The sequence below is a fragment of the uncultured Intestinimonas sp. genome, from assembly GCF_944387245.1.
In the GTDB taxonomy this organism is placed as follows: domain Bacteria; phylum Bacillota; class Clostridia; order Oscillospirales; family Oscillospiraceae; genus Intestinimonas.
This window is the reverse complement of the sequence record NZ_CALXEE010000001.1, coordinates 79,476-101,427: the sequence shown is the minus strand read 5'-3', so window position 1 is coordinate 101,427 and position 21,952 is coordinate 79,476. Positions and strand designations below refer to the sequence as shown.

The window sequence follows — 21,952 nt, the reverse complement described above, 5'->3', positions numbered from 1 at the left end:
CGGATCGCAGTGACAGACGGAAGAGCGGATATTTCCGAAAATGAAATAGAGCGGGCCTGTTCACACAGGCCCGCTCTCAGGCTGTCGAAAAAGCACATATGCGCTTGATTTTCTGCAAGAGCCTCGCAGAGTTCCGTCGTCCGCAGACGACGGAATCAAGTGCCAATCTGTTTTTTCCGGGGACATGTGCCTCGGAAAAAACACTTCTCAGCCCACAAGCGTGCGCGCTTTGCGCGTGCGACGCAGTGGGCTGCAACTCTTCGAGCACGTGCTTGCACGTGCGAGAGAGCCTGTCGACAAAGTCGACAGGCTCAGAGCGGGCCTGTTCACACAGGCCCGCTCTGTCTATTTCATCTCGATAAAGCTGGTGGTCTATCCACCGCCTCAGCAATATACAGTCTCTGGAGAGAAACATATGGAAGCTTACAGCTCGGCCAGAGCCTCGTCCACGGCCTCCAGGGTCTGGGCCAGGTCCTGCCGGGTGTGAGCGGCGGAGACGAACATGGCCTCGAACTGGGCGGGAGCCAGGTAGACGCCTCGCTCCAGCATGCCCTTGAAGTAGCGGGCGTATCGGCCCACATCGCTGCCCTTGGCGTCCACGAAGGTGGTGACGGCGTTGGGGGTGAAAAAGGGAGCCGCCAGGGAGCCAATCTGGTTGACGGCCACGCCGGCGTGATGCCGCTCCGCTGCCTCCCGCATGCCGTCGGCCAGCTCCTTGGCCAGGGTGCCGATGTAGTCGTAGACCTCGGGGTGAGCCTTCAAGTACCGGAGCTGGGCAAGGCCGGCGGCCATGGCCACGGGGTTGCCCGAGAGGGTGCCCGCCTGGTACACCGGGCCACAGGGGGCCACCTGCTCCATAAGAGCGCGGCTGCCGCAATAGGCGCCCACCGGCATGCCGCCACCGATGATCTTGCCGAAGGTGACCAGATCGGCCTTCACGCCAAAGTATTCCTGGGCGCCGCCCAGGGCCAGGCGGAAGCCGGTGATGACCTCGTCGAAGATGAGGAGGGCGCCCGACTTGTCACACAGGGCCCGGAGCCCCTCCAGGAAGCCGGGGGCGGGGGCCACCACACCCATGTTGGCGGCCACCGGCTCCACGATGACGCAGGCCACCTGACCCGGGTACTCGTTCAGCAGGGCCTCCACGGTCTCCAGGCGGTTGAACTGGGCGGTGAGGGTGTGCTTGACGATGTCCTCCGGGACACCGGCAGAGGAGGGATGCCCTCCCGCCAGGGCGGAGGAGCCGGCGTTTACCAGCAGGCAGTCGGAGTGGCCGTGGTAGCAGCCCTCAAACTTGATGATCTTGTCCCGGCCGGTGGCGCCGCGGGCCAGGCGGATGGCCGACATGACAGCCTCGGTGCCCGAGTTCACCATGCGGACCATCTCGATGTTGGGGACCAGCTCCACCATGAGCTCGGCCATCTCCACCTCCCGCTCGGTGGGAGCGCCGAAGGAGAGGCCGTCCTTTACGGCCTTCTCCACCGCCTCCCGCACCACCGGGTGGTCGTGGCCCAGGATCATGGGCCCCCAGGAGCAGACATAGTCAATGTAGGACTTGCCGTCGGCGTCATAGATATAGGCGCCCTGGGCCTTGGTGATGAACCGGGGGCACAGGTCCACCGCCCGGAAGGCCCGGACCGGGGAGTTGACGCCGCCCGGGAGGACCTTTTGGGCCCGGTCAAAGAGTTCCTGAGAGCGCTCCATCAGCCGATATCCCCCTTCTTCATGGCCTGGGCCAGCTCCTTGGCGTAGTAGGTGATGAGCATGTCGGCGCCCGCCCGATAGACGGAGAGGGCGCTCTCACACATGACCCGGTACTCGTCGATGAGCCCCGCCGCGCTGGCCGCCTTGATCATGGCGTACTCGCCGGAGACGGAGTAGGCGCACATAGGCAGGTCAAAGGCGTCGGAGCACTCCCGGATCACGTCCAGGTAGCTGAGGGCGGGCTTCACCATCAGGATATCAGCGCCCTCCTCCACATCCAGGGCGCACTCCTTCAGGGCCTCCCGGCGGTTGTGGGGGTCCATCTGGTAGCCCTTCCGGTCCCCGAAGGAGGGAGCGGAGCCGGCGGCCTCCCGGAAGGGGCCGTAGAAGTCGGAGGCGTATTTGGCGGAGTAGGACATGATGGGCACGTTCTGGAGGCCGTGCTCGTCCAGAGCCGCCCGGATGGCGGCGATGCGGCCGTCCATCATGTCGGAGGGCGCCACCATGTCGGCGCCGGCCTGGGCGTGGGAGAGGGCGGTCTTGGCCAGAACCTCCAGGGTCTTGTCGTTGTCCACCTCGTGGCCGCAGAGAATACCGCAGTGGCCGTGGTCGGTGTACTCGCACATGCACACGTCGGTGATGACATAGAAGTCGGGGTACTTGGCCTTGATGACCCGGATGGCCTCCTGGACCACGCCGTGCTCGTCCCAGGCGGAGGAGCCCACGGCGTCCTTGTGGGCGGGCAGGCCGAAGAGGATGCACCGGCCCACACCCGCCTGGATGCACTCCTCCACCGCCTCGCACACGGCGTCCAGGCCGTAGTGGAACTGCCCGTCCAGGGCGGGGATGGCCCGCTTGCCCTTCAGGGTCTCGTCTACAAAGATGGGATAAATGAGGCTGTCCGGGGAGAGGCGGGTCTCCCGGCATAGCCGCCGGATGGAGTCGTTCTGCCGCAGTCTGCGGGGCCGGTTAATGAGTTCCATTTGTCTGACCTTCTTTGATGATGATATTGACCAGAGCGTCCAAGGTGGCCCGCTCCGCCACAACGGTGGGAATACCGTGCTTGGCCGCCTCGGCGGCGGTCTGCGCCCCGATGCACACCCCGGTGAGGCCGGAGAAGTCCAGCTCGCCCACCGAGGAGACGAAGCCCTTCACCGTGGAGGCGCTGGTGAAGGTGACCAGGTCCACCCGGCCCGCCGTCACCAGATCCCGGAGGGCGGCGGCGTGCTCACTCTCATAGGAGGTGGTGTAGCAGGGGATGTCGTCATAGGGAATGTTACTCCCTTCCAGGGCCTCCGTCAAGGCGGGAGAGCCCCACTCCGCCCGGAGGAGGAGTACCTTCCCCTTGGCACGCTGAGCCAGGCCCGCCCCCAGGTGGGCGGCGTCGTAGACCTCGGGGATGTAGTCGGCCCGGAGGCCATGGACCTGAAGGGCCTTGTCGGTGCCGGCACCAATAGCGGCCAGCTTGACCCCGGCCAGGACGCGGGCGTCCCAGCCCTTGGCCTGGGCCATGGCCCAGAAGGCCTCCACACCGGCGGGGCTGGTAAAGGCCAGCCACTCGTAGTCGGCCAGGTGTTCCACCGCCTGCTCCATGGCAGGACAGGGGGTGATGGGCTCCGTCCGGATGCAGGGGTACTCAAAGACGTCGGCCCCCAGCTTCCGCAGGCGATTGGCCAGGGTGCCCACCCGCTCTTTGGGCCGTGTGACCACGATGCGCTTCCCCTTCAGGGGGAGGGCGTCGAACCAGTCAAAGTCCTTGGCCAGAGAGCAAACCTGGCCCACGATGCTGATGGCCGGGCTCTCCACCTTCCCCTCCGCCGCCGTCCGGGCCAGGGTGGCCACGGTGGCGTCCAGCCGACGCTGGGCGGGGGTGGTGCCTCGCTCCACGATGGCGGCGGGGGTGTCGGGGTCCATACCCGCCTTCAAGAGCCCCTCACAGATGTCGGGGAGGCTGCTCACCCCCATGAGGAAGACCAGGGTCCCCTTGGTGCGGACCAGGGCCTCGAAGTCGATGTCCAGGGCCTTGCCCGCCCGGGCGTGGCCGGTGACGATGTGGAGGGATGAGGTAAAGTCCCGGTGGGTCACCGGGATGCCCCCGTAGGCGGGCACGGCGATGGCCGAGGTGATGCCGGGCACCTCCTCAAAGGGGACGCCGTGCTCCCGCAGGAGCTCCAGCTCCTCGCCACCCCGGCCGAAAAGGAAGGGGTCGCCCCCCTTGAGCCGCACCACGTTCTTGCCCTCCAGAGCCTTTTCCAGCAGGATGTGGTTGATCTGATCCTGGGGGACGGGGTGGCGGCTGGCCTCCTTGCCCACGTTGATCTGCTCCGCTTCCTCCGGCATCAGCGCCAGGATGGCGGGGCTCACCAGGCGGTCATAGACCACCACCTGGGCCGCCAGCAGGGCCTCCCGGCCCTTGACGGTGAGGAGGCCCGGGTCTCCGGGACCCGCCCCCACCAGTGTCACCTTGCCGTACATGCTGTTCCCTCCCTGATCCGGTCGGCCAGCGCGATGCCCAGGGCCTCCCCCTGGCTGCGCGGACCGGTGATGGTGTCAAAAATGGGCTCCCCCGATGATGTAACGTCCATGCCCCGGAGGGTGAGGGTCTCCCCCTCCACCGTGGCGAAGGCCGCCACTGGGGAGGAGCAGCCGCCGTCCAGCCACCGGACGAAGGCCCGCTCCGCCGTGGCACAGTCGGTGCCGTCCCGGTCCAGGAAGGCGGCGAGATAATCGGTGTCCTCCCCTGCCCGCACCTGGACAGCCAGAATGCCCTGGCCGGCGGCGGGGATCATCTCATCGGTGGAGAAGTAGCGAGTGATCCGCTCTTCCAGGTCCAGCCGCTTGAGCCCGGCGGCGGCCAGGACCAGGGCGGCGTACTGCCCGCTGTCCAACTTGGCCAGCCGGGTGAGGACGTTGCCCCGGACGGGGGCGATGGGCTGGCCCGGGAAGAGTTTTTTCAGCTGGAGGGCCCGGCGGGCGCTGGCGCAGCCGATGGGCTTTTGGGGGTCCAGCTCGGCCACCCCCTCGGGCAGCACCAGCACGTCCCGGGGGTCGGCCCGACGGGAGAAGCCCGCCAGGGGGAGCCGGGGATCCAGGTCCATGGGCAGGTCCTTGCAGCTGTGGACGGTGAAGTCCACCCGTCCATCCAGCAGGGCGGCGTCCAGCTCCTTGACGAAAAGGCCCTTGCCCCCCACCTTGTCCAGGGTGCGGTCCAGGATCTTGTCTCCGGTTGTCTTCATGGTGACCAGTTCTATTTCACAGGCGGGGTCCTGGGTCCGGATGGCCTCCATGACCAGCTCGGTCTGGATGACGGCCAGCCGGCTTTCCCGGCTCCCCGCTCTCAGCTTCTTCAATCCAATCCCTCCAATGCCTGACGCACTGCCTTGGCGGCTCTGGCCGCCCGGTGGTGGTCGGTGCCGTGCCGGGAGATGAGCCCCGCGGTCACGCCGCCGCCTTCACAGACGGCGGGAAAAAAGAAGGTGCACTCCTCCCGGCAGTCGGCCACGGTGACGGGGATGCCCAGGGCCCGGGCCTCCTCCCCCACCTGCCGGTTCACCGACCGGTCGTCGGTGGCGGCCACCGCCAGAAAGACCCCCTTCAGATCGCCGGGGGCATAGGGCCGCGCCTGCCAGTCCACGCCGGGGACGGCCCCGGTCCAGGCGGGGGCGATGACGGTGACCGCCGCCCCGAAGCGGGCCAGCACCGCCGCCCGGCGGGCGGCAATGGCCCCTCCCCCCACGATAACGCAGCGCCTGCCGGTGAGGTCAACAAATAGCGGGAAACGGGATGCGTTTTCGGTCATGTCCGCCCTCCCTCTCCCGGCTTTTGACGGCGGTGTGGACCTTGATCTTGCCCACGCACCGCTCCAGATCCTCCGGGCTGATGTGTTCCTTGAGCCCGCCGGTGAGCAGGTCCACCGCCCGGCCCACCGCCAGCTCGATGAGCTCTTCGGCGTCCAGGTCCTCCTCCACCTCCGGGTAGGTGAGGACCCGCTCGGTGATGGCTGTCTTCAGATCCTCGATGGCGGGCAGGCATTTGCGGTAGTTGTTCCACTCGTAGAACCGGCCCATATAGTCGTCCAGAATGTCCAGGGCCTCGGCTGGGATCTCCCCCTGGTGCCGCTCGGCCCCCAGGGTGTCCACGTTGTAGAGCCGGACCTCCGGCAGGTCTCCCACCGCCGCGTCCACATCTCGGGGCATGGCCAGGTCCACCACATAGGACGGACGGCGGCCCAGCCGGCTCACCTGCTCCGCCGTGATGGTATAGTGAGGGCTGGTGGTGGCCGAGAGGACGATGTCCATCCCCTCCATGGCGGCGGTGCGGTCGTCATAGGACACCACGCCGCAGCCGGCAGGGACCACGGTCTCCCCGTGGCGGTAGGTCCGCAGGGTGACGGTGACGGTACAGCCGGCCTCCCGCAGGAGGGTGGCCGACAGCCGGCCCATCTCTCCGTTGCCGATGACCAGGGCCCGCTTTCCCCTCAGGGAGCCCATCTGGCTGGTGAGGACCTCCACGGCCCGGGCGGCGGCGGAGGTGGCCACGCCGGTGAGGCGGACCTTGGTCTTGATCTCCTTGCCGGCGGCCACGGCGTTGCGGAATAGGGTCTCCAACACCGGGTCGGCGGCGCCCTCCTCCCGGGCGATGGCGATGGCCCCCTTGACCTGGGAGAGGATCTGGTCCTCCCCCCAGATCTGGGACTGGAGCCCGCCGGAGACCTCCATCAGGTGACGGGCGGCGTCGCTGCCCCGGCGGGTGACAAAGGCCCGGGCGAATGGGGCATAGCTCAGGCCCACGGCGGCGCAGAGCACCTCCCCGGGCTGGAGCTCCACCCCCTTCTCACAGGAGAGGTAGAGCTCGGTGCGGTTGCAGGTGGACAGGAGGACGCAGCCCAGCACCCCCTCCACCTCCGCCCGGATGCGCTCCACCAACGCCCCCACCTGGGCCTTGGTGAAGGAGAGCTGCTCCCGGAGCTCAATGGGGGCCAGACTGTAATCCAGACCTGACATCATGATGACCATTGGGGTCTCACTTCCTTTTTGATGGGTCTCATTCCTTGACCAGAACAATGGAAAAATAGCCGGTGCCGTCGGTCATGTCGGCAAAGTGGGGGCAGACCAGCTCCCCCTCCATGCCGCAGTTGGCCACCAGGGAGGCATGCTCCAGCATGCCCCGCTCCGCCAGCTGTGCCTGGAGCTCCCCGATGGCCTTGCCCGCCTTCATGAATACCTTGTTGGCCCGGATGTCCAGACAGTCGGCGGCGTCGTGGGAGGCGGGGACGATGAGGAGCCGCTCCGCCCCCTCGCAGAGAGAGGTGTTGAGCCGCGCGGCCACGGCGCAGAAGGAGGGCACCCCGGGGATGAGCTCGGCGGCATAGCCCCGGGCGAGGACCTTCTTGTGGACGTAGATATAGGTGGAGTACACGGTGGGGTCCCCCAGTGTGATGAAGGCCACGTTCTTGCCCTCGTCCAGCAGGGCGCAGATGTCATTGGCGATCTGCTCATAGCAGCCGTCCAGCACCGCCCGGTCCCGCACCATGGGGGTGGGGCAGTAGAGGAGCTCCTTCCCCGCCACGATGTCACGGACGATGTTGAGGGCGGTCTTCTCCCCCGCGCCCTTGTCGGGGACGGCCACGATGTCGGCCTCCCGCAGGACCCGCTCCGCCTTTTTGGTCACCAGCTCCGGATCTCCGGGGCCTACGCCTACGCCGTACAGCTTTCCTCTCTCCATGCTTTCACTTCTCCTGTAACAGTCGATTGATCTCCCGCCGGGCCGCGCTGATGGTGGCGGCGGTGGGGGTGGTGTCCAGCCCGTCCCGCTCCCGCAGGATCTCCATGAGGTGGGCGATCCGGGGCAGGCGCAGGTTGTTTTTTCTCAGCTCCTCGGGCTGGGCAAAGAGCGCCTCTGGCGTCCCCTCCAGGATTACCCTGCCTCCGCCCAGGAGGTAGGTGTAATCACAGTAGAGGGGGACGATGTCCATGTCGTGGGTGGCGATGAGGATGGTCATGCCCAGGCCGTCCCGCAGCTCGGTCAAAAGGTGCATAATGTCGCTGACCCCCTGTGGGTCCAGGCCGGCGGTAGGCTCATCCAGAATCATGACGCTGGGTTCCATCACCAGCACACCGGCGATGGCCACACGTTTCTTCTGTCCGAAGGACAGGGCGTGGGTGGGCTTGTCACGGAGGGCCACCACACCGGTGCGCTCCATGGCCGCCTCCACCCGGCGGCGGACCTCCTCCTCGGGCAGTCCCAGGTTCACACCCCCGAAGGAGATGTCCCGGTAGACATCGGCGGAGAAGAGCTGGTCGTCCGGGTCCTGGAAGACGATACCCACCTGGCGGCGGATCTCACGGATGCCCTTGCGGTCGTAGATCGCCCGCTTTCCGTTCACCGTCACCGTCCCCTCCTTGGGGGTGAGAACGCCGTTGAGGTTGAGAAAGAGGGTGGACTTCCCCGCCCCGTTGGCCCCCAGGATGCCGGTGATCTTTCCCTGCTCCGCCCGGAGGGATATGTGGTTCAGGGCCACCGTCCCGTCCTCGTAGGTATAGTAGAGGTCCTGGGCCTCGATGGCATAGCTCACAGGAGGAGCCTCCTTTCCAGCAGCAGCGTTACCACCTGGAGTGCGGCTGCCGCCGCCCCCCAGGCATACACCCGCCCGCCGCCGGTATAGGCGGCGGACAGGGTGGAGAGACTGCCGTCATAGCCCCGGGATTCCAGGGCGGTATAGACCTTGTCCCCCTTCCGCCAGGCCCGGAGAAAGACCAGGGACACCAGGTCCCCCATGTGGTCCAGACTCTTGCGGAAACTGCCGTACCCCAGCCGGGATTCCTGGGCCACCCGGATGCGCCCGGCGGTGTCCATAAGGACGAAGATGAAGCGGTAGATGAGCTCCATGAGCTCCACCAGCAGCTTGGGGACGTGGAGCCGCTCCAGGGCCAGGATAAGGTCGGTCATGGGGGTGTTGAGGGCCAGAAAATACATGGCCGAGATGGCGCCCATGGCCTTGCAGAAGACCATGAGCCCCATGTTGAGGTAGGTCTGGGTGATCCCCCAGCGGAACCGGCCGAAGAGCCATACCGCCCACAGGGCCGGCTCCTCCGCCGGGATGGGCCGGATGACGATGGTGAGGCAGCCGATGACCAGGAAGGCCAGGGGCACCTTCATGAAGTGGAGGACGGTCCCGGGCCGCTGCCCCCCCAGGGCTACGCTGAGGATGCTCATGGCGGCCAGAGTCACAAGGCCCACGGCGATGCTCTCACTGAAGAGGCAGAGGAGCAGCACCGCCAGGGAGACCCACACCTTGGCCACCGGGTCCACCCGCCGCAGGCGGGAGAGATAGGCATATCGGTCCGTCCCCATGGTCACACCTTCTTCTTGTCCTCCGGTTTTTTGGCGGTCACCCGGCCCAGCACGAAGCAGACGATACCGGAGCCGATGGCGGCCTGGAGGGCAAAGAGGAGGGACTCCACCTCGCCGCTGGCCGGCTCAAAGATGGGCTGGAACCAGGGTTCATAGTCGGGGTTTGTCTCTTCGATGAGCTCCCCCGCCATGCCGTCGGCGCCGCCGAACTCGGCGTCCCGGCAGTACCACAGCGGGAAGGCCGCCAGCACGATCACAAGTCCGATGAGAATCAGGTTTTTCTGCCATACCTTCATGTGATTCCCCTCCTTACAGCACGGCGAGCTCATGGAGCTCGGCGGCGGAATACTTCTCCAGCACGTTGAAGACCACCACGGTGAGGAGTCCCTCGGCGATGGCCAGGGGGATCTGGGTCACGGCGAAGATGGTGAGATACTCCACAATGTTCCCGTAGACCACGCCCAGCTGGAAGGAGGCGGTCACGTAGGTCAGCAGGTCACCCAGGGCGGCGGCGCAGAACACGGCCACCGCCGGCTTGGCTCCCACCTTTTTCAGGGCCCGATAGACCGCCCAGGACACGATGGGCCCCACGATGGCCATGGAAAAGAGGTTGGCACCCAGGGTGGTGAGGCCGCCGTGGGCCAGCAGCAGGGCCTGGAACAGCAGTACGATGAGGCCCAGGATGGTGGTGGCGGTGGGCCCGAAGAGGATGGCACCCAGGCCCACGCCGGTGGGGTGGGAGCAGGAACCGGTAACCGAGGGGATCTTCAGGGCCGAGAGGACGAAGGCGAAGGCGCCGCACATGGCCAGCAGGACCTTGGCCTTGGGGCTGCGCTCCACCTTTTTCCGGATGGACAGAAAACCGACCACCACGAAGGGGATACAGACGGCCATCCAGCCAAAGGCCCAGGTCTTGGGCAGGTAGCCCTCGGCGATGTGCATGGCCGAGGCGCTGACGGTACTGAGGCCCAGCACGGCTACCATGGCCGCCAGAAGCCTCACGTTGGTGTAGTTGGGTCGCTTCATCGAGATCTCTCCTTTTCCCTGTCTCTCGCAGGGTGGATACGTCAGGGCAGGTCTTCCGGCTCAAGGCTCACCGCCGTCCCCGCGCCTTCCCGGGCCCCCTTTCTCCGGCCCAGTGGCAAATCTGCGGGGCGGCTCCCCTCTCACGGCAGCGGGACTGCGCGGGATTTTCACCCAGCTTCCCTGTTAGGTCCCGTGGGACACCCTGTACGAAACTATGAGAACGGGCAGACGCCCGGACTCAACGGTCTTCCGCCGCCTCCAGGGCGTGGCGGACAAAGAGGGCACGGATCTGGGGATATTCCCCCAGGCCCTTCAGCTTACAGGACACCTGGTAGCCCCGCTCCGTCAGCCGGCTCTTCCAGCTCTCCGGCTCATCGCCGGCCAGATCGTTCTTGGCGTGGTCTCCCGCCACCACCATCAAGGGGTGGAGGACTACCTTCTTCACGGTTTTCCGCTCGCCTAGCCGCCGGAAGACCTCCTCCAGGCCGGGATAGCCCTCCACGGTGCCCAACACCGCGTCGGTTCGCCCGCCGTCGTGGAGCATGTACTCCAGCTGGCAGTAGGCGGCGTTGGCATAGTGCTCGGTGCCATGGCCCATGAAGACGTGGGCGGTGTCCGCCTCCGCCTCCGGCAGGATCTCCGTGAGGGCGGCGGCCAGGTCCCGGTAGTCCTCCAGCGTGGTGAGGAGGGGCCGGCCGAAGGCCATGCGGGCAAACCTGGCCCGGAAGGGCTCGGCCTGGGCGCACAGCTTGTCGAACTCGTCCCCGTTCATGATGTGGGTGGGCTGGAGCACCACGTCGGCAAAGCCCTCCTCCGCCAGCCGCTCCAGGGCGTGGGGCACGTCGTCGATGTGCAACCCCTCCCGGTCGGCCAGGCGGCGCAGAATCATGCCGCTGGTGAAGGCCCGGCGCTGGACCCGGCCGGGCATCCGCCCGGCGATGTCCCACTCAATGGCCTGGATGGTCTTTTCCAGGGTATCCAGGTGGGTGGTGCCGAAGGACACCACCAAAACCGCTTTCTCGTTCATTTGGTCTCCCCTCTCCCGGTCACTCCCGGGCGTTGCCGGAGGCCAGGTACAGCATGGCGTTGCAGATGGCGGCGGCCACGTTACTGCCGCCCTTCCGGCCACGGGCCACGATATAGGGCACATCCTCGGTGAGGAGGAGCTCCTTGCTCTCCACCACGTTCACAAAGCCCACCGGGGCTCCGATGATGAGGGCGGGCTTCATGGCCCCCTCCTCCAGCAGCTCACAGGCCCGGACCAGGGCGGTGGGGGCGTTGCCCAGGGCCAGGATCAGGGTACGGTCCAGCTTGGCTGCCCGCTCCATGGAAACCGCCGCACGGGTGACGCCCCGCTCCTTGGCCTCAGCAGCCACGTCGGGGTCGGACATAAAGCAAACCGCCTCCCCGCCGAACTTCTCCAGCACCCGCTTATTGATGCCCGACCTGGCCATCTGGGTGTCGGTGACGATGGTGCAGCCGCCCTTGATGGCGGCGATGCCCTGCTCCACCGCGCCGGGGGAAAAGATCAGGTTGTCGGCGTAGTCGAAGTCCGCCGTGGTGTGGATGACCCTCTTCACCACCGGCAGCACCTCCGCCGGGAAGGTCCGGTCTCCCAGCTCCGACTGGATGATCTCCATGCTCCGGGCCTCGATCTCCGCCGGGGCCACCCGCTGCAATTCTACTTTCATATGCTCATTCCTCGCCATTCAGAATCCGGTAGACCCGGTCCATATCCAGGCTGGCACGGACGCCCGCCGCCAGCTTGTCGTACTGCTCCTCCTGATAGGTCTCCCAATCCACCGCCGCGGCGTTGGGGTCCAGCCCCTTGGCCGACAGCAGGGCGTTGACCAGCTCCTGGGCAAAAGCCCCGGCGTCAAAGATGCCGTGGACGTAGCTGCCCCACACATTTCCCCGGGCGGCGCCGTCCGACTTTTCCGCCCCGCCCAGGCAGGTGAGCCGGGAGAGGGGGGCGGCCTCCTCCAGGTAGGTGGTCTCCCCCATGTGGATCTCGTAGCCGTGGAAGGGCACCCCGTCCAGGCCCGCGAAGAGGCCCTGGCCGCGGTGGAAAGCGCCGCTGACCCGGGTGCGGGTCTTTTCCCCCAGGAATACGGTCTCGGTGGGCAGCAGCCCCATGCCCGCCATGGTGCCGCCGCTCTCCACCCCGTCGGGGTCGGAGAGGACCCGGCCCAGCATCTGGTAGCCGCCGCAGATGCCCACCACCGCGCCGCCCCGGGCGGCGTGCTTGAGCACCAGAGCCTCCAGACCGTTCTGGCGCATCCACTTCAGATCATCCATGGTGCTCTTGGTGCCGGGCAGGATGATGAGGTCGGGGCGGCCCAGCTCGCCGGGGTTGGAGACGTACCGCACCGTCACCCCCTCCATTCGCTCCAGAGGATTGAAGTCGGTGAAGTTGGAGAGCCGGGGCAGGCGGATGACGGCGATGTCCAGCCGTCCCACCTGCTCCCCGCCGGTAAGCTTGGAGGAGAGGGAGTCCTCGTCGTCAATGTCCACGTCCAGCATGGGCACCACCCCCAGCACCGGCTTACCGGTGAGCTCCTCCAGGGTGGTGAGGCCGGGGCGGAGGATCTCCACGTCCCCACGGAACTTGTTGATGATGAGGCCCTTGATCCGGGCCTGCTCGTCGGGCTCCAGCAGCTTCACCGTCCCATAGAGGGAGGCGAAGACGCCTCCCCGGTCGATATCGCCCGCCAGCAGCACCGGGGCATTGGCCAGCTTGGCCATACCCATGTTGACGAAGTCGTCCTGCTTCAGGTTGATCTCCGCTGGGCTCCCCGCCCCCTCGATGACGATGACGTCATACTCGGCAGAAAGACCATGGAAGGCCTCCATGATATCGGGGATGAGGGCCTTTTTGTAGCGGAAATAGTCCACCGCCCCCATGGTGCCCCGGGGAACGCCGTTCACAATGACCTGGCTCCCGGTGTCGTTGGTGGGTTTTAAAAGGATGGGGTTCATCCGCACGTCAGGTGCCACCCCGGCGCAGTAGGCCTGGACCACCTGGGCCCGGCCCATCTCAAAGCCGTCGGCGGTGATAAAAGAGTTGAGGGCCATATTCTGGGACTTGAAGGGGGCCACCTTCAGCCCATCCTGCCGGAACACCCGACACAGCCCCGCCGCCAGCAGGCTCTTGCCCGCGTTGGAGGCGGTGCCCTGGATCATGATGGTCTTGGCCATTTACAGCACCTCCCGCATGGCTCGGATGAGCCCTTCGTTCTCCCGGTGGGGCCGTACCGCCACCCGGTAATAGTCGCTGCCCAGGCCCACGTAGTTGGCGCAGAAGCGGATGAGCACACCGTGGGCCAGCAGCCGCTCCTTCAGATCGTCCACCCCGGGCACACGGAACAGAATGTAGTTGACCTGGCTGGGAAAAACCTGGAGTCCCAACTCCCGGAGGGCGTCGGTGAGCCAGGCCCGCTCCACGGCGATGAGCTGCCGGGCCTGGGCGGGGTACTCCGGCTCGGCCAGGGCGGCCAGGCCCGCAGCTTGGGCGGGTCCGGAGACGCTCCAGGGCTGGGCACACCGGGAGAGTCCGTCCAGCAGAGTGGCGTCGGCGCTCAGGCAATAGCCCAGCCGCAGTCCGGGCATGGCATAGCTCTTGGTGAAGGCCCGAAGCAGCACCAGGTTAGGGTAATTTTTAAGCTCTCCCGCCAGACTTACCTGCTCGCCCGGGTCGGCCAGGGAGAGGAAACACTCATCCACCACCACCCGGATGTTTTTCTCCCGGCACTGCTCCAGGATACGTAGCATCAGGTCCCGGTCGATGAGGCGGCCGGTGGGGTTGTTGGGGGTACAGAAAAAGGCCATGTCCAGACTGTCATCCAGATCGTTCAGCACGGCCTCAGTGAGGTCGAAGTCGTTCTCCGGCGTCAGGCGGTGGTAGACCACCTCCCCGCCGGCAGCCTGGACGGCGTCCTGGTACTCGGAAAAGGTTGGGGCGGTGACCAGCACCCGGTGGGGACGCTGGGAGAAGGCCAGCCGGAAGACCAGGTCGGCGGCACCGTTGCCGCAGAGGACTTGCTCCGGTGCCACACCGTCCCGCCGGGCGATGGCGGCACACAGCGCCCGGCACAGGGGGTCGGGGTAGTGGATGGCCTCCCCCACCGCCTCCTCCGCCGCCTTCCGCACGGCTTCCGGCATGCCCAGAGGGTTTAAATTGGCGGAGAAGTCCAGCAGCTCCCCCTGCCACACCGCACGGGCACCTACAATGTCGCCGCCATGGGTATATTCCTTCAAATGGTCGTCCTCCTTTTCCAAGGGGTCACAGGGCCAGGCTCAATACCAGGGGCAGCCCGCAGCAGAGCACCATGGCTAGAAAGGTCCCGGCGTACATGAGCCGGTTGCAGCGCAGGATGTCCGCCGGCTCCACCGGCCGCAGCGGGTCGCCGATGGTGGGCTTGACCACCAGCTTGCCGAAATAGTAGTTACTCCCCGCCAGCTGCACGTCCAGCGCCCCCGCCGCCGCCGCCTCGGTGTGGGCGGAGTTGGGGCTCTTGTGGTTCTTCCGGTCCCGCCAGAAGATCTTCCAGGCATTTTTGCCGTCAAAGCCGGCGGGCCGGGCCGCCAGACACAGCAGGATGCCCGCCAGACGGGCGGGGACGAAGTTCACCAGGTCATCCAGCTTGGCCGCCGCCCGGCCGAAGTACAGGTAGCGGTCGTTTTTATAGCCCACCATGGAGTCCATGGTGTTGATGGACTTATAGAGCACCCCCAGAGGGGCGCCGCCGATGGCCAGGAACAGCAAGGGGGCGATGACGCCGTCGGAGGCGTTCTCCGCCACCGTTTCCACCGCTGCCTTGGCCACCCCGGTCTCGTCCAGCCGCTCGGTGTCCCGGCCCACGATCATGGCCACCGCCTTCCGGGCGTCGTCCAGGGTACCGTCCCGGAGGGCCTTGTAGACTTTCACACTCTCGTCCCGCAGGGACCGGGCCGCCAGGAGCTGGTAGCACAGCAGGGTCTCCGCAGCGAAGGCAAGCCAGGGGTGAATCTGGGCGCACAGCCACAGCAGCAGCACCGCCGCGCCTGTGGAGATGCCAGCCGTCAGCACCACGAGAAATCCTCCGGCGATAAGCTCCCCCTTTGGGGTCTTGGGAAAGACTGCCCGCAGGGGCTTTTCCAGTCCGGCGATAAGGGCACCCATGGCCCGAACCGGGTGGGGCATCCAATGGGGGTCACCAAAGAGGAGATCCAGGCAAAAACCCAAAAGCAGGGCGAAAAGCCGCAAGGTAAGGGTCATGCCTTGGTCCTCCCCACGGTGCCGGTGACGTGGTACTCCAAGGGGTCCAGGGTGAGCTCCCCCCGGTAGCCGCCGCAGTTCTGGGGGAACCAGTCGTAAAAGCCCTTCCGGGCCGGGCGGCCGCAGAGGGTGAGCATGCCCATCAGCAGCCCCCCGTGGGAGACCACGCCCACGTGCTCATAGCCGTGCTCAGTGGCGTCCTTCCCCACAAAGGCCAAGGCACGGGCGCCCCGGCGGGCACAGTCCTCCGCCGGCTCCCCAACCACCATCTCGCCGGCGAGCCACCGCTGGTAGGCGGGGTCGTCCTGGAGCTCGGCGTGGTTTTTCCCCTCGAAAATGCCGAAATCCGTCTCCCGCAGGTCCTCCACAATGGTCCGGGGCACTCCGGGCCACAGCAGGTTGGCCGTCTGGCGGCAGCGGAGCATAGGGCTTACATAGAGGTGCTCCACCTCCGGCATAAGGGGGGCCGTCTCCCGGGCCATGGCCTCCCCGTCCGGCGCCAGAGGCACGTCCAGCCGCCCCACAAAGCGCTTTTCCTTGTTCCCCTCTGTGATGCCGTGGCGTACCAGGATCACTTCCATGTTCCTTCCCCCTTCAATACCATGCTCAGACCGCAGAAGATCCGCTCCACCCGGTCCGCCCTCCGGGCCAGGTCGCAGCACAGGCGGCCCACTTCCTCCCGCCAGGCCCGCTCCGCCGGGTCCACCGGCACCACGCCGCAGCCCACCTCGTCACAAAGGATGACCACGCCGGGATTGGCCTCCAGCAGGTCCCCGACCCCCTCTCCGGGGTGGCTTCGGACCCAGGTCTCCAGCCCGTCAAAAATGGGCCTGGTCCGGGCGGATGCCGGGTCGTGGGCCACGGCCTCCGGCCCCAGGCCGGTCTTTTTCAGAGCGTAGGCCAGCTTTCCCTGGCCGGCGCCGCCGATGAGCAGGATCATAACAATGCCTCCAGACGCTGCGCCAGGACCACCGCGAGGACCATGGCGCACTCGCAGACCTGGAGGAAAAAGCCTGCCAGATCTCCGGTGATGCCGCCGAACTGCCGGCGGGACATGACAAAATAATAGAGGAAGGAAAGCCCTGCCCCTGCCACGGCGGCAATGCCGGTGACCGGGTTCTGGGCGATCATGGCGGCGGCGCTCACCGCCACCCACACCAGCAGCACCACCCGGGCCTTGACGGCGTCCATGGGTTGGATAAAGGTGGCCAGAAGGCCGCTGCCCCGGGCGTTGGGCCAGCTCACGGCGGCCAGCCCCGAAAGGCTCCGGGACAGGACAGGACCCAGGGCCAGCACCCACAGCGCTTCATCCTCCGGCTCCACCTCACACCATACAGCAAAAAAGAAAATGAGATAGAGGCAGCAGCAGATGATGGCAAAGGCCCCGGTATGGGAGTCCTTTAAAATCTCCAGCTTCTTCTCCCGGCTCTGGTGGGAACCCAGGGCGTCGGAGGTGTCGCAGAAGCCGTCCAGATGGATGGCCCCGCTCACCGCAATGGGCAGGAGAAGGGCCACAGCAGCCCGGAGAAAGGGCCCGAAGTCCAACCAGGCACAGAGCTTGAGCCAGATACCCAGCAGCAGGGCGATGACCACCCCCACCACCGGGAAAAAGCACATAGCCCAGGAGAGGCTCTTCTTGTCCCAGTCCACCCTGGGCGTGGGGAGCTTGGAGTACATGGCCACGGCAATGCACAGCGAACGGAACATGTCTTTACGCCCCCTTCCAGCAGACCGGGATGCCGCAGACCACCTCATAGACCCGGTCGGCCTCCGCCGCCACGGCTACATTGAGCCGGGCCAGGGCGGAGAGGTAGTCCGCCGTCTCCTGATCGTAGGTAATGCCATCGGAGAAGAGTTCATTGGTGACTACCACCGTGCAGGCGCTCTCTGCCTTCAGCTTGCGGACGCCGACGAGGACCCGCTCCTCGCCCCCCTCCCGGCCCTCCGGTCCAAACCACTCGTTGGCGGTCAGGTTAGAGAGGTCCTCCAGCAGCACCACCGCCCCGGCGGGCACCGGCATGTCATAGAGATGGACGGGCCGCTCCTCAGTTCGAAAGCCCTTCCCCGCCCGCATGGCCCGGTGGCGCTCCACCCGGCGGCGGCTCTCCTCATCCCAGACCTGCATGGTGGCCACGTAGATCCGCTCTCCCGGCGGCGCCTGCACCACCAGGTCCTCCGCGTATTTGGATTTTCCGCTGGCGGAGCCGCCGGAGACCAGGATCAGCATGGGACGTCCTCCCTTTTTCTCATTAAGTAAGGTGCTCGTAGGCCTCGATATCGGTGGCCTCAAAGGTGCACATCTCTCGGTAGACCGCGGCGCCCATCTCCAGCAGGGGCATGACGGCCACCGCGCCGGTGCCCTCGCCCAGGCACATACCGGCATAGAGGAAGGGCTCCAGCTCCAGGGCCTCCAGCACCATGCGCCCGGCGGGCTCGTTGGAGGCGTGACTGGCCAGCATGTAGTCCTTGGCTGTCGGGCAGATGGCCGCAGCTGCCAGGGCGGCGGCGGAGGAGATAAAGCCGTCTACCAGCACGGGAATGCGGTAGTAGGCACCTCCCAGGAAAACACCGGCTAGGCCGGCGATGTCCAGACCGCCCACCTTGTGGAGGACGTCCAGGCCATCAGTGGGATCGGGCTGATTCACCGCGATAGCGGTCTCAATAGCGTGGATCTTCCGCTCCAGGCCCTCCGAGGTGAGGCCTGCGCCGCGGCCGGTGACCTCCGCCGGGTCCTTCCCCAGCAGCACCGAGACGATAGCGCTGGAGGTGGTGGTGTTGCCAATGCCCATCTCGCCGGTGGCCAGGAGGCGAACCCCCTTCTCCTTCAGCTCACCCACCAGTTCCACACCGGTGAGGACAGCACGCTCGGCTTCCGCCCGGGTCATGGCAGGACCCTTGGTCATGTTGGCGGTGCCCCGGCGGATACAGCACTGGCGGATGTGCTCCCCCACCACCGCCCGGGCCACGCCGATGTCCACCGGGATGACCTCAGCCCCAGCCTTCCGGGCCATGCAGCACACAGAGGTGTCCCCCTTGGACATGTTCTCGGTGACAATGGCGGTGACGTCCTGGCCGGTCTGGGTAACCCCCTCGGCCACCACGCCGTTGTCGGCGCACATGGCCACCACCGCCTTCTTGGAGAGGTCCACGTTGGGATCACCGGTGATGCCTGCGATGCGGATGATGTCCCGCTCCAGCATCCCCAGGCTGTTCAGAGGGTGGGCGATGGAGTCCCAGCGCCGCTGGGCCTCCGCCATGGCCTTCTCATCCACCGGTCCGATCCCGGTCACGATCTCCTGCAAGTCCATACCTTATTCCTCCCTTTGATAGCGTACGCACGCCTCCACAAACCGCCGGGCGGCCTGGGGGCAGCCGCTGAAATGCACATGGGGAAAGCCCGCGTACAGGGTGGGGGTGTGCCAAGCGCAGTCCCAGCCCCGGTCGCTCAGGGGTTTTTGGGCCCGAAAATCGCCCCCCGGCGTTGTGCTGTCCCAGTAGTGGAACTCGTGGGCGTGGAGGGTCTCCCCCGCCCTGCACAGCAGCCCGTCGGTGCGGGCAGTCACCCCGATGTAGCCGAACCGGCCCAGCTTCCCGGTGTTGGCGGCCCGACCGGAGAAAACCCCTGCCATCTCCCAGTCGCAGCACCCGTCGGCGTCGCAGAGTGTCTTTTGCAGGTAGAGGAAGCCGCCGCACTCAGCCACCGTGGGCAGGCCGTGGAGGATCTTTTCCCGGATCTCCCCCAGCAGGGCGGTATTCCGGGCCAACTCTTTGGCGTAGACCTCCGGGTAGCCGCCCCCCAGGTAGAGACCGGAGCAGCCCTCCGGCAATTTTTCGTCCTCCAATGGAGAGAACTCCACCAGCTCCGCCCCTTGTCGCACCAGCTCAGAAAGGCCGTCGGCGTAGTAGAAGCAAAAGGCTTTGTCCCGGGCCAGGGCGATGACCGTCCTTTCCTGGGAAATGGACGTCTCCGGCCGCTCCGGCGCCGCCAGGGTGGGCGCCGATGCCGCCAGGGCCAGCAGGCCGTCGATATCAATGGTCTTTTCCGCCTGCTCCGCCATGCGGTGGAGCTTTTGCCTCAGATCCCCCACCTCGGCGGCGGTGACCAGGCCCAGGTGGCGGCTCTCCAGCGCCACCTCCGGCAGGTTGGGGAGATAGCCGTACACCCGCACGCCGGTCTCCGTCTCGATGGTCTCCTTCAGCCGGCCATACATCATGGGGGGGCAGCGGTTGAGGATAACGCCACGGATGTTGGAATCGGGCCGGAAGGACGCCATGCCCTTCACCAGGGCGGCCGCGGTGAGGGCCCGGCCCCGGGCGTCTGCCACCAGCACCGCCGGAGTCTCCGTGGTCCGGGCCAGGTCATAGGCGCTGGCCTGGGAGGACATGGCGATGCCGTCGTAATAGCCCATGACTCCCTCGATAACCGCCATGGAAGCGTCAGGGGTGTTCTCCAGCAAACTTCGGCGGACGGCGGTCTCTCCCATGAGGAAAAGGTCCAGATTGCGGCTCTTGGCGCCGATGACCTCGCTGTGGAACATGGGGTCGATGTAATCAGGGCCGCACTTATAGGCCACCGGGGCCGTGCCCCGGTCCACCAGAGCCTGGAGAAGGGCGCAGGTGACGGTGGTCTTGCCGCCGCCGCTGGCCGGGGCACAGAGGAGGATACGGGGCACCTTACGCGTCATGGCCCTTCCCCTCCCCGCTGAAGATCCACACCGGGTTTTGGGCGTCCATCAGGTGATACCGCCCCGCCTTCCGGGTCCGGGTCACCGACAGCTGCACCATATCCGCCTCCGTCAGATGGGCGAAGAGCCGGGCGGCCTCCCCCACCGTCTCCAGGGTGACGGCGGTGCACACCACCCGGGCGGCGGGATTTTTGTCAAATATCATCATCAGAATGTCGTCCATGTTCCCGGAGGTCCCCCCCAGAAAGACCCGGTCGGGGGCGGGCAGGTCCTCCAGGGCCGCCGGGGCGGTGCCCGGAACGATGGTGAGGTTGGACGCCCCCAGGCGGGCCTTGTTCTCCTCCAGGAGGGCCACCGCCTCGGGGTTCTTTTCAATGGCAAAGACCTGTCCGGCAGGGCAGGCCAGGGCGCACTCCAGGGAGACCGAACCGGTGCCCGCTCCTACATCCCACACCACATGGTGGGGCTGGAGCCGCAGCTTGCAAACGGAGATGGCCCGGACCTCCTCCTTGGTCATGGGGACGGCCCCCCGCTGAAAGACTTCGTCAGGGAGGCCGGGGCTGTTCCAGGGCCGGCCCACCGGCTCGGGGTTCTCCGCCAGCAGCACGGAGAGATCTTCAAAGGTCTCCTCTGCCAGCTCCGCCGCCGTGCCGGAGACGATGCGCTCATTGGGGTAGCTCAACCGCTCCCCCACCGCCACCCGGACCTCCCCCAGACCCCGGCGGACCAACTCCTTACAGATGTCCTCCACCTTAGTGGCCCCGCCGGTGAGGGCAAAGGTCTTGGCGTTGCGCTGGATCTCCCCCACGGCGTTGTGGCTGCGGCCGTGGGCGCTGACGATGTGGGCGTCCTGCCAGGAGGTGTGGAGCCTGGCACAGAAATAGGAGAGGGAGGAGATGCCGGGGAGGGTCTCCACCTCACAGCCCTCCAAGAGCTTCCAGAGCTTTTTGGCCCCGCTGTAAAAGCCGGTGTCGCCGGAGAGGAGAACGGCCACGTTCTCCTGCTCCTCCCCGATGCGGCGGGCAATGTCGTCGGCGGCGATGAGGGGCACGCAGGTGTGGCCCTCCCCCCAGGGCTCCAGGAGCCGGGGGGCGCCGATGAGCACCGGACAGACGTCGATGGCCTTTCTGGCCGCCAGGGTCAGGGTATCCGGGTTGCCCATGCCCACGCCGATGAGATAGATCTTCATGCCTCTTCCTCCCCCAGCAGCTGCCGCTGAATTTCCTCCAGGGTGAGCCCCGTCTCGGTCTGGGGCCGCTCCACCACCAGGAGGGCGCAGCCCGCCTCTTTGGCGGCCTCCGCCTTGGCCTGGAAGCCGCCATAGCCTCCGGTGTCCTTGGTCACCAGGGTATCGATGTGGAACTGATGCAGGGTGGCCACATTCATCTCCTTGGTGAATGGACCCTGCATGCAGATGATGTTCTTGGGCGGAAAGCCCAGCACCAGGCACCGCTCCAGGGAGTCCGCCATGGGCAGCACCCGGGGAAAGCAGCGCTCCCGGAGCCCCGGCCGGGCAAAGTGATCCAGCTCCTTGCTCCCCGTGGTGAGGAGCACGTTCCCAGGCAGCTTCTCCAGCAGGTTCGCCGCCGCCGCCATGTCCGTCGCCTTCCGGCACCCGTCCTCCCCATCGGACTGCCGCAGCAGCCGCAGGCAGGGCAGGCCGGCGCGGCCGGCGGCCGCCCGGATGTTCTTGGTGACCTCCACGGCGTAGGGGTGGGTGGCGTCGATGACCAGGGTGTAGCCCTCGGCCATCAGGGCCTCCATCTCACCGGCGTCCAGCCGCCCCACGTGGACCTTCATCCCTTCAGGCAGGAGGGTCTCCCCGTACTCGGTGGCCACGCACACCGTGGCGTCCAGCCCCCGGGCGAGCATCCATTCGGCCAGCGCCCGGCCCTCGCCGGTGCCGCCGAAGAGCAGGATCTTCATC

General features: G+C 66.6%; 24 protein-coding genes and 1 riboswitch. All 24 genes read right to left on the bottom strand.

Annotated elements, in window-relative coordinates; translation table 11 throughout:
* Positions 1-423: 423 nt before the first annotated feature.
* The 24 genes from hemL to cobK all read right to left on the bottom strand — a co-directional run bounded on the left by hemL (position 424) and on the right by cobK (position 21,951).
* The gene (hemL, locus tag Q0K15_RS00530; RefSeq protein WP_294510437.1) at positions 424-1,704 is read right to left on the bottom strand and encodes a glutamate-1-semialdehyde 2,1-aminomutase; all 1,281 of its coding nucleotides are present in this window, start codon (positions 1,702-1,704) and stop codon (positions 424-426) included.
* Positions 1,704-2,687 carry a porphobilinogen synthase gene (gene hemB, locus Q0K15_RS00525; RefSeq protein WP_294510434.1) on the bottom strand — a complete coding sequence of 328 codons (984 nt, stop codon included), beginning with the start codon at positions 2,685-2,687 and terminating at the stop codon, positions 1,704-1,706. The genes hemL and hemB overlap by 1 nt, the downstream gene beginning before the upstream one ends.
* Entirely contained in the window at positions 2,674-4,179 is a 1,506-nt protein-coding gene (cobA, locus tag Q0K15_RS00520; protein ID WP_294510432.1) for a uroporphyrinogen-III C-methyltransferase, read from the bottom strand. The genes hemB and cobA overlap by 14 nt, the downstream gene beginning before the upstream one ends.
* Positions 4,164-5,054 carry a hydroxymethylbilane synthase gene (gene hemC / locus Q0K15_RS00515; protein WP_294510429.1) on the bottom strand — a complete coding sequence of 297 codons (891 nt, stop codon included), beginning with the start codon at positions 5,052-5,054 and terminating at the stop codon, positions 4,164-4,166. Before hemC ends, cobA begins: the two co-directional genes overlap by 16 nt.
* Positions 5,051-5,503: an NAD(P)-dependent oxidoreductase gene (locus Q0K15_RS00510; protein WP_294510425.1), complete on the bottom strand. Its 453-nt coding sequence runs from the start codon at positions 5,501-5,503 to the stop codon at positions 5,051-5,053. The genes hemC and Q0K15_RS00510 overlap by 4 nt, the downstream gene beginning before the upstream one ends.
* Positions 5,466-6,719, bottom strand: a complete 1,254-nt coding sequence (hemA, locus tag Q0K15_RS00505) for a glutamyl-tRNA reductase (RefSeq protein WP_294510422.1) — start codon at positions 6,717-6,719, stop codon at positions 5,466-5,468. The genes Q0K15_RS00510 and hemA overlap by 38 nt, the downstream gene beginning before the upstream one ends.
* A 28-nt stretch (positions 6,720-6,747) precedes the next feature.
* Positions 6,748-7,428, bottom strand: coding sequence for a precorrin-2 C(20)-methyltransferase (gene cobI, locus Q0K15_RS00500; RefSeq protein ID WP_294510418.1), 681 nt, complete (start codon positions 7,426-7,428; stop codon positions 6,748-6,750).
* 4 nt (positions 7,429-7,432) lie between these two features.
* Positions 7,433-8,278: an ATP-binding cassette domain-containing protein gene (locus Q0K15_RS00495; RefSeq protein ID WP_294510414.1), complete on the bottom strand. Its 846-nt coding sequence runs from the start codon at positions 8,276-8,278 to the stop codon at positions 7,433-7,435.
* On the bottom strand, positions 8,275-9,057 hold the full coding sequence (cbiQ, locus tag Q0K15_RS00490; RefSeq protein ID WP_294510411.1) for a cobalt ECF transporter T component CbiQ: 783 nt from the start codon (positions 9,055-9,057) through the stop codon (positions 8,275-8,277). Before cbiQ ends, Q0K15_RS00495 begins: the two co-directional genes overlap by 4 nt.
* A gap of 2 nt (positions 9,058-9,059) precedes the next feature.
* The gene (locus tag Q0K15_RS00485; RefSeq protein ID WP_294510407.1) at positions 9,060-9,353 is read right to left on the bottom strand and encodes an energy-coupling factor ABC transporter substrate-binding protein; all 294 of its coding nucleotides are present in this window, start codon (positions 9,351-9,353) and stop codon (positions 9,060-9,062) included.
* Between the two features lie 13 nt (positions 9,354-9,366).
* Entirely contained in the window at positions 9,367-10,083 is a 717-nt protein-coding gene (locus Q0K15_RS00480; RefSeq protein ID WP_294510404.1) for an energy-coupling factor ABC transporter permease, read from the bottom strand.
* 27 nt (positions 10,084-10,110) lie between these two features.
* Positions 10,111-10,303: riboswitch (cobalamin riboswitch) on the bottom strand.
* A gap of 18 nt (positions 10,304-10,321) precedes the next feature.
* Positions 10,322-11,110 (bottom strand): sirohydrochlorin cobaltochelatase, encoded by a 789-nt coding sequence (locus tag Q0K15_RS00475; RefSeq protein WP_294510400.1) that lies wholly within the window; start codon positions 11,108-11,110, stop codon positions 10,322-10,324.
* 19 nt (positions 11,111-11,129) lie between these two features.
* Positions 11,130-11,774 carry a precorrin-8X methylmutase gene (locus Q0K15_RS00470; RefSeq protein ID WP_294510397.1) on the bottom strand — a complete coding sequence of 215 codons (645 nt, stop codon included), beginning with the start codon at positions 11,772-11,774 and terminating at the stop codon, positions 11,130-11,132.
* Between the two features lie 4 nt (positions 11,775-11,778).
* On the bottom strand, positions 11,779-13,281 hold the full coding sequence (locus Q0K15_RS00465) for a cobyric acid synthase (RefSeq protein ID WP_294510394.1): 1,503 nt from the start codon (positions 13,279-13,281) through the stop codon (positions 11,779-11,781).
* Positions 13,282-14,340, bottom strand: coding sequence for a threonine-phosphate decarboxylase CobD (gene cobD, locus Q0K15_RS00460; protein WP_294510391.1), 1,059 nt, complete (start codon positions 14,338-14,340; stop codon positions 13,282-13,284).
* Positions 14,341-14,365: 25 nt separating this feature from the next.
* Positions 14,366-15,340, bottom strand: coding sequence for an adenosylcobinamide-phosphate synthase CbiB (gene cbiB / locus Q0K15_RS00455; RefSeq protein ID WP_294510388.1), 975 nt, complete (start codon positions 15,338-15,340; stop codon positions 14,366-14,368).
* Positions 15,337-15,921: a histidine phosphatase family protein gene (locus Q0K15_RS00450; protein WP_294510385.1), complete on the bottom strand. Its 585-nt coding sequence runs from the start codon at positions 15,919-15,921 to the stop codon at positions 15,337-15,339. Before Q0K15_RS00450 ends, cbiB begins: the two co-directional genes overlap by 4 nt.
* Positions 15,912-16,280 (bottom strand): bifunctional adenosylcobinamide kinase/adenosylcobinamide-phosphate guanylyltransferase, encoded by a 369-nt coding sequence (locus tag Q0K15_RS00445; RefSeq protein ID WP_294510377.1) that lies wholly within the window; start codon positions 16,278-16,280, stop codon positions 15,912-15,914. The genes Q0K15_RS00450 and Q0K15_RS00445 overlap by 10 nt, the downstream gene beginning before the upstream one ends.
* Entirely contained in the window at positions 16,277-17,047 is a 771-nt protein-coding gene (locus tag Q0K15_RS00440) for an adenosylcobinamide-GDP ribazoletransferase (RefSeq protein WP_294510374.1), read from the bottom strand. The genes Q0K15_RS00445 and Q0K15_RS00440 overlap by 4 nt, the downstream gene beginning before the upstream one ends.
* A gap of 4 nt (positions 17,048-17,051) precedes the next feature.
* On the bottom strand, positions 17,052-17,567 hold the full coding sequence (locus Q0K15_RS00435; protein WP_294510369.1) for a bifunctional adenosylcobinamide kinase/adenosylcobinamide-phosphate guanylyltransferase: 516 nt from the start codon (positions 17,565-17,567) through the stop codon (positions 17,052-17,054).
* Positions 17,568-17,589: 22 nt separating this feature from the next.
* The gene (gene cobT, locus Q0K15_RS00430) at positions 17,590-18,648 is read right to left on the bottom strand and encodes a nicotinate-nucleotide--dimethylbenzimidazole phosphoribosyltransferase (RefSeq protein ID WP_294510367.1); all 1,059 of its coding nucleotides are present in this window, start codon (positions 18,646-18,648) and stop codon (positions 17,590-17,592) included.
* A 3-nt stretch (positions 18,649-18,651) separates the two neighbouring features.
* Positions 18,652-20,025 carry a cobyrinate a,c-diamide synthase gene (locus tag Q0K15_RS00425; protein ID WP_294510365.1) on the bottom strand — a complete coding sequence of 458 codons (1,374 nt, stop codon included), beginning with the start codon at positions 20,023-20,025 and terminating at the stop codon, positions 18,652-18,654.
* Complete coding sequence (gene cbiE / locus Q0K15_RS00420) at positions 20,015-21,214, bottom strand: precorrin-6y C5,15-methyltransferase (decarboxylating) subunit CbiE (protein ID WP_294510362.1); 1,200 nt, start codon at positions 21,212-21,214, stop codon at positions 20,015-20,017. The genes Q0K15_RS00425 and cbiE overlap by 11 nt, the downstream gene beginning before the upstream one ends.
* Entirely contained in the window at positions 21,211-21,951 is a 741-nt protein-coding gene (gene cobK / locus Q0K15_RS00415; RefSeq protein WP_294510359.1) for a precorrin-6A reductase, read from the bottom strand. The genes cbiE and cobK overlap by 4 nt, the downstream gene beginning before the upstream one ends.
* Position 21,952 lies beyond the last annotated feature (1 nt).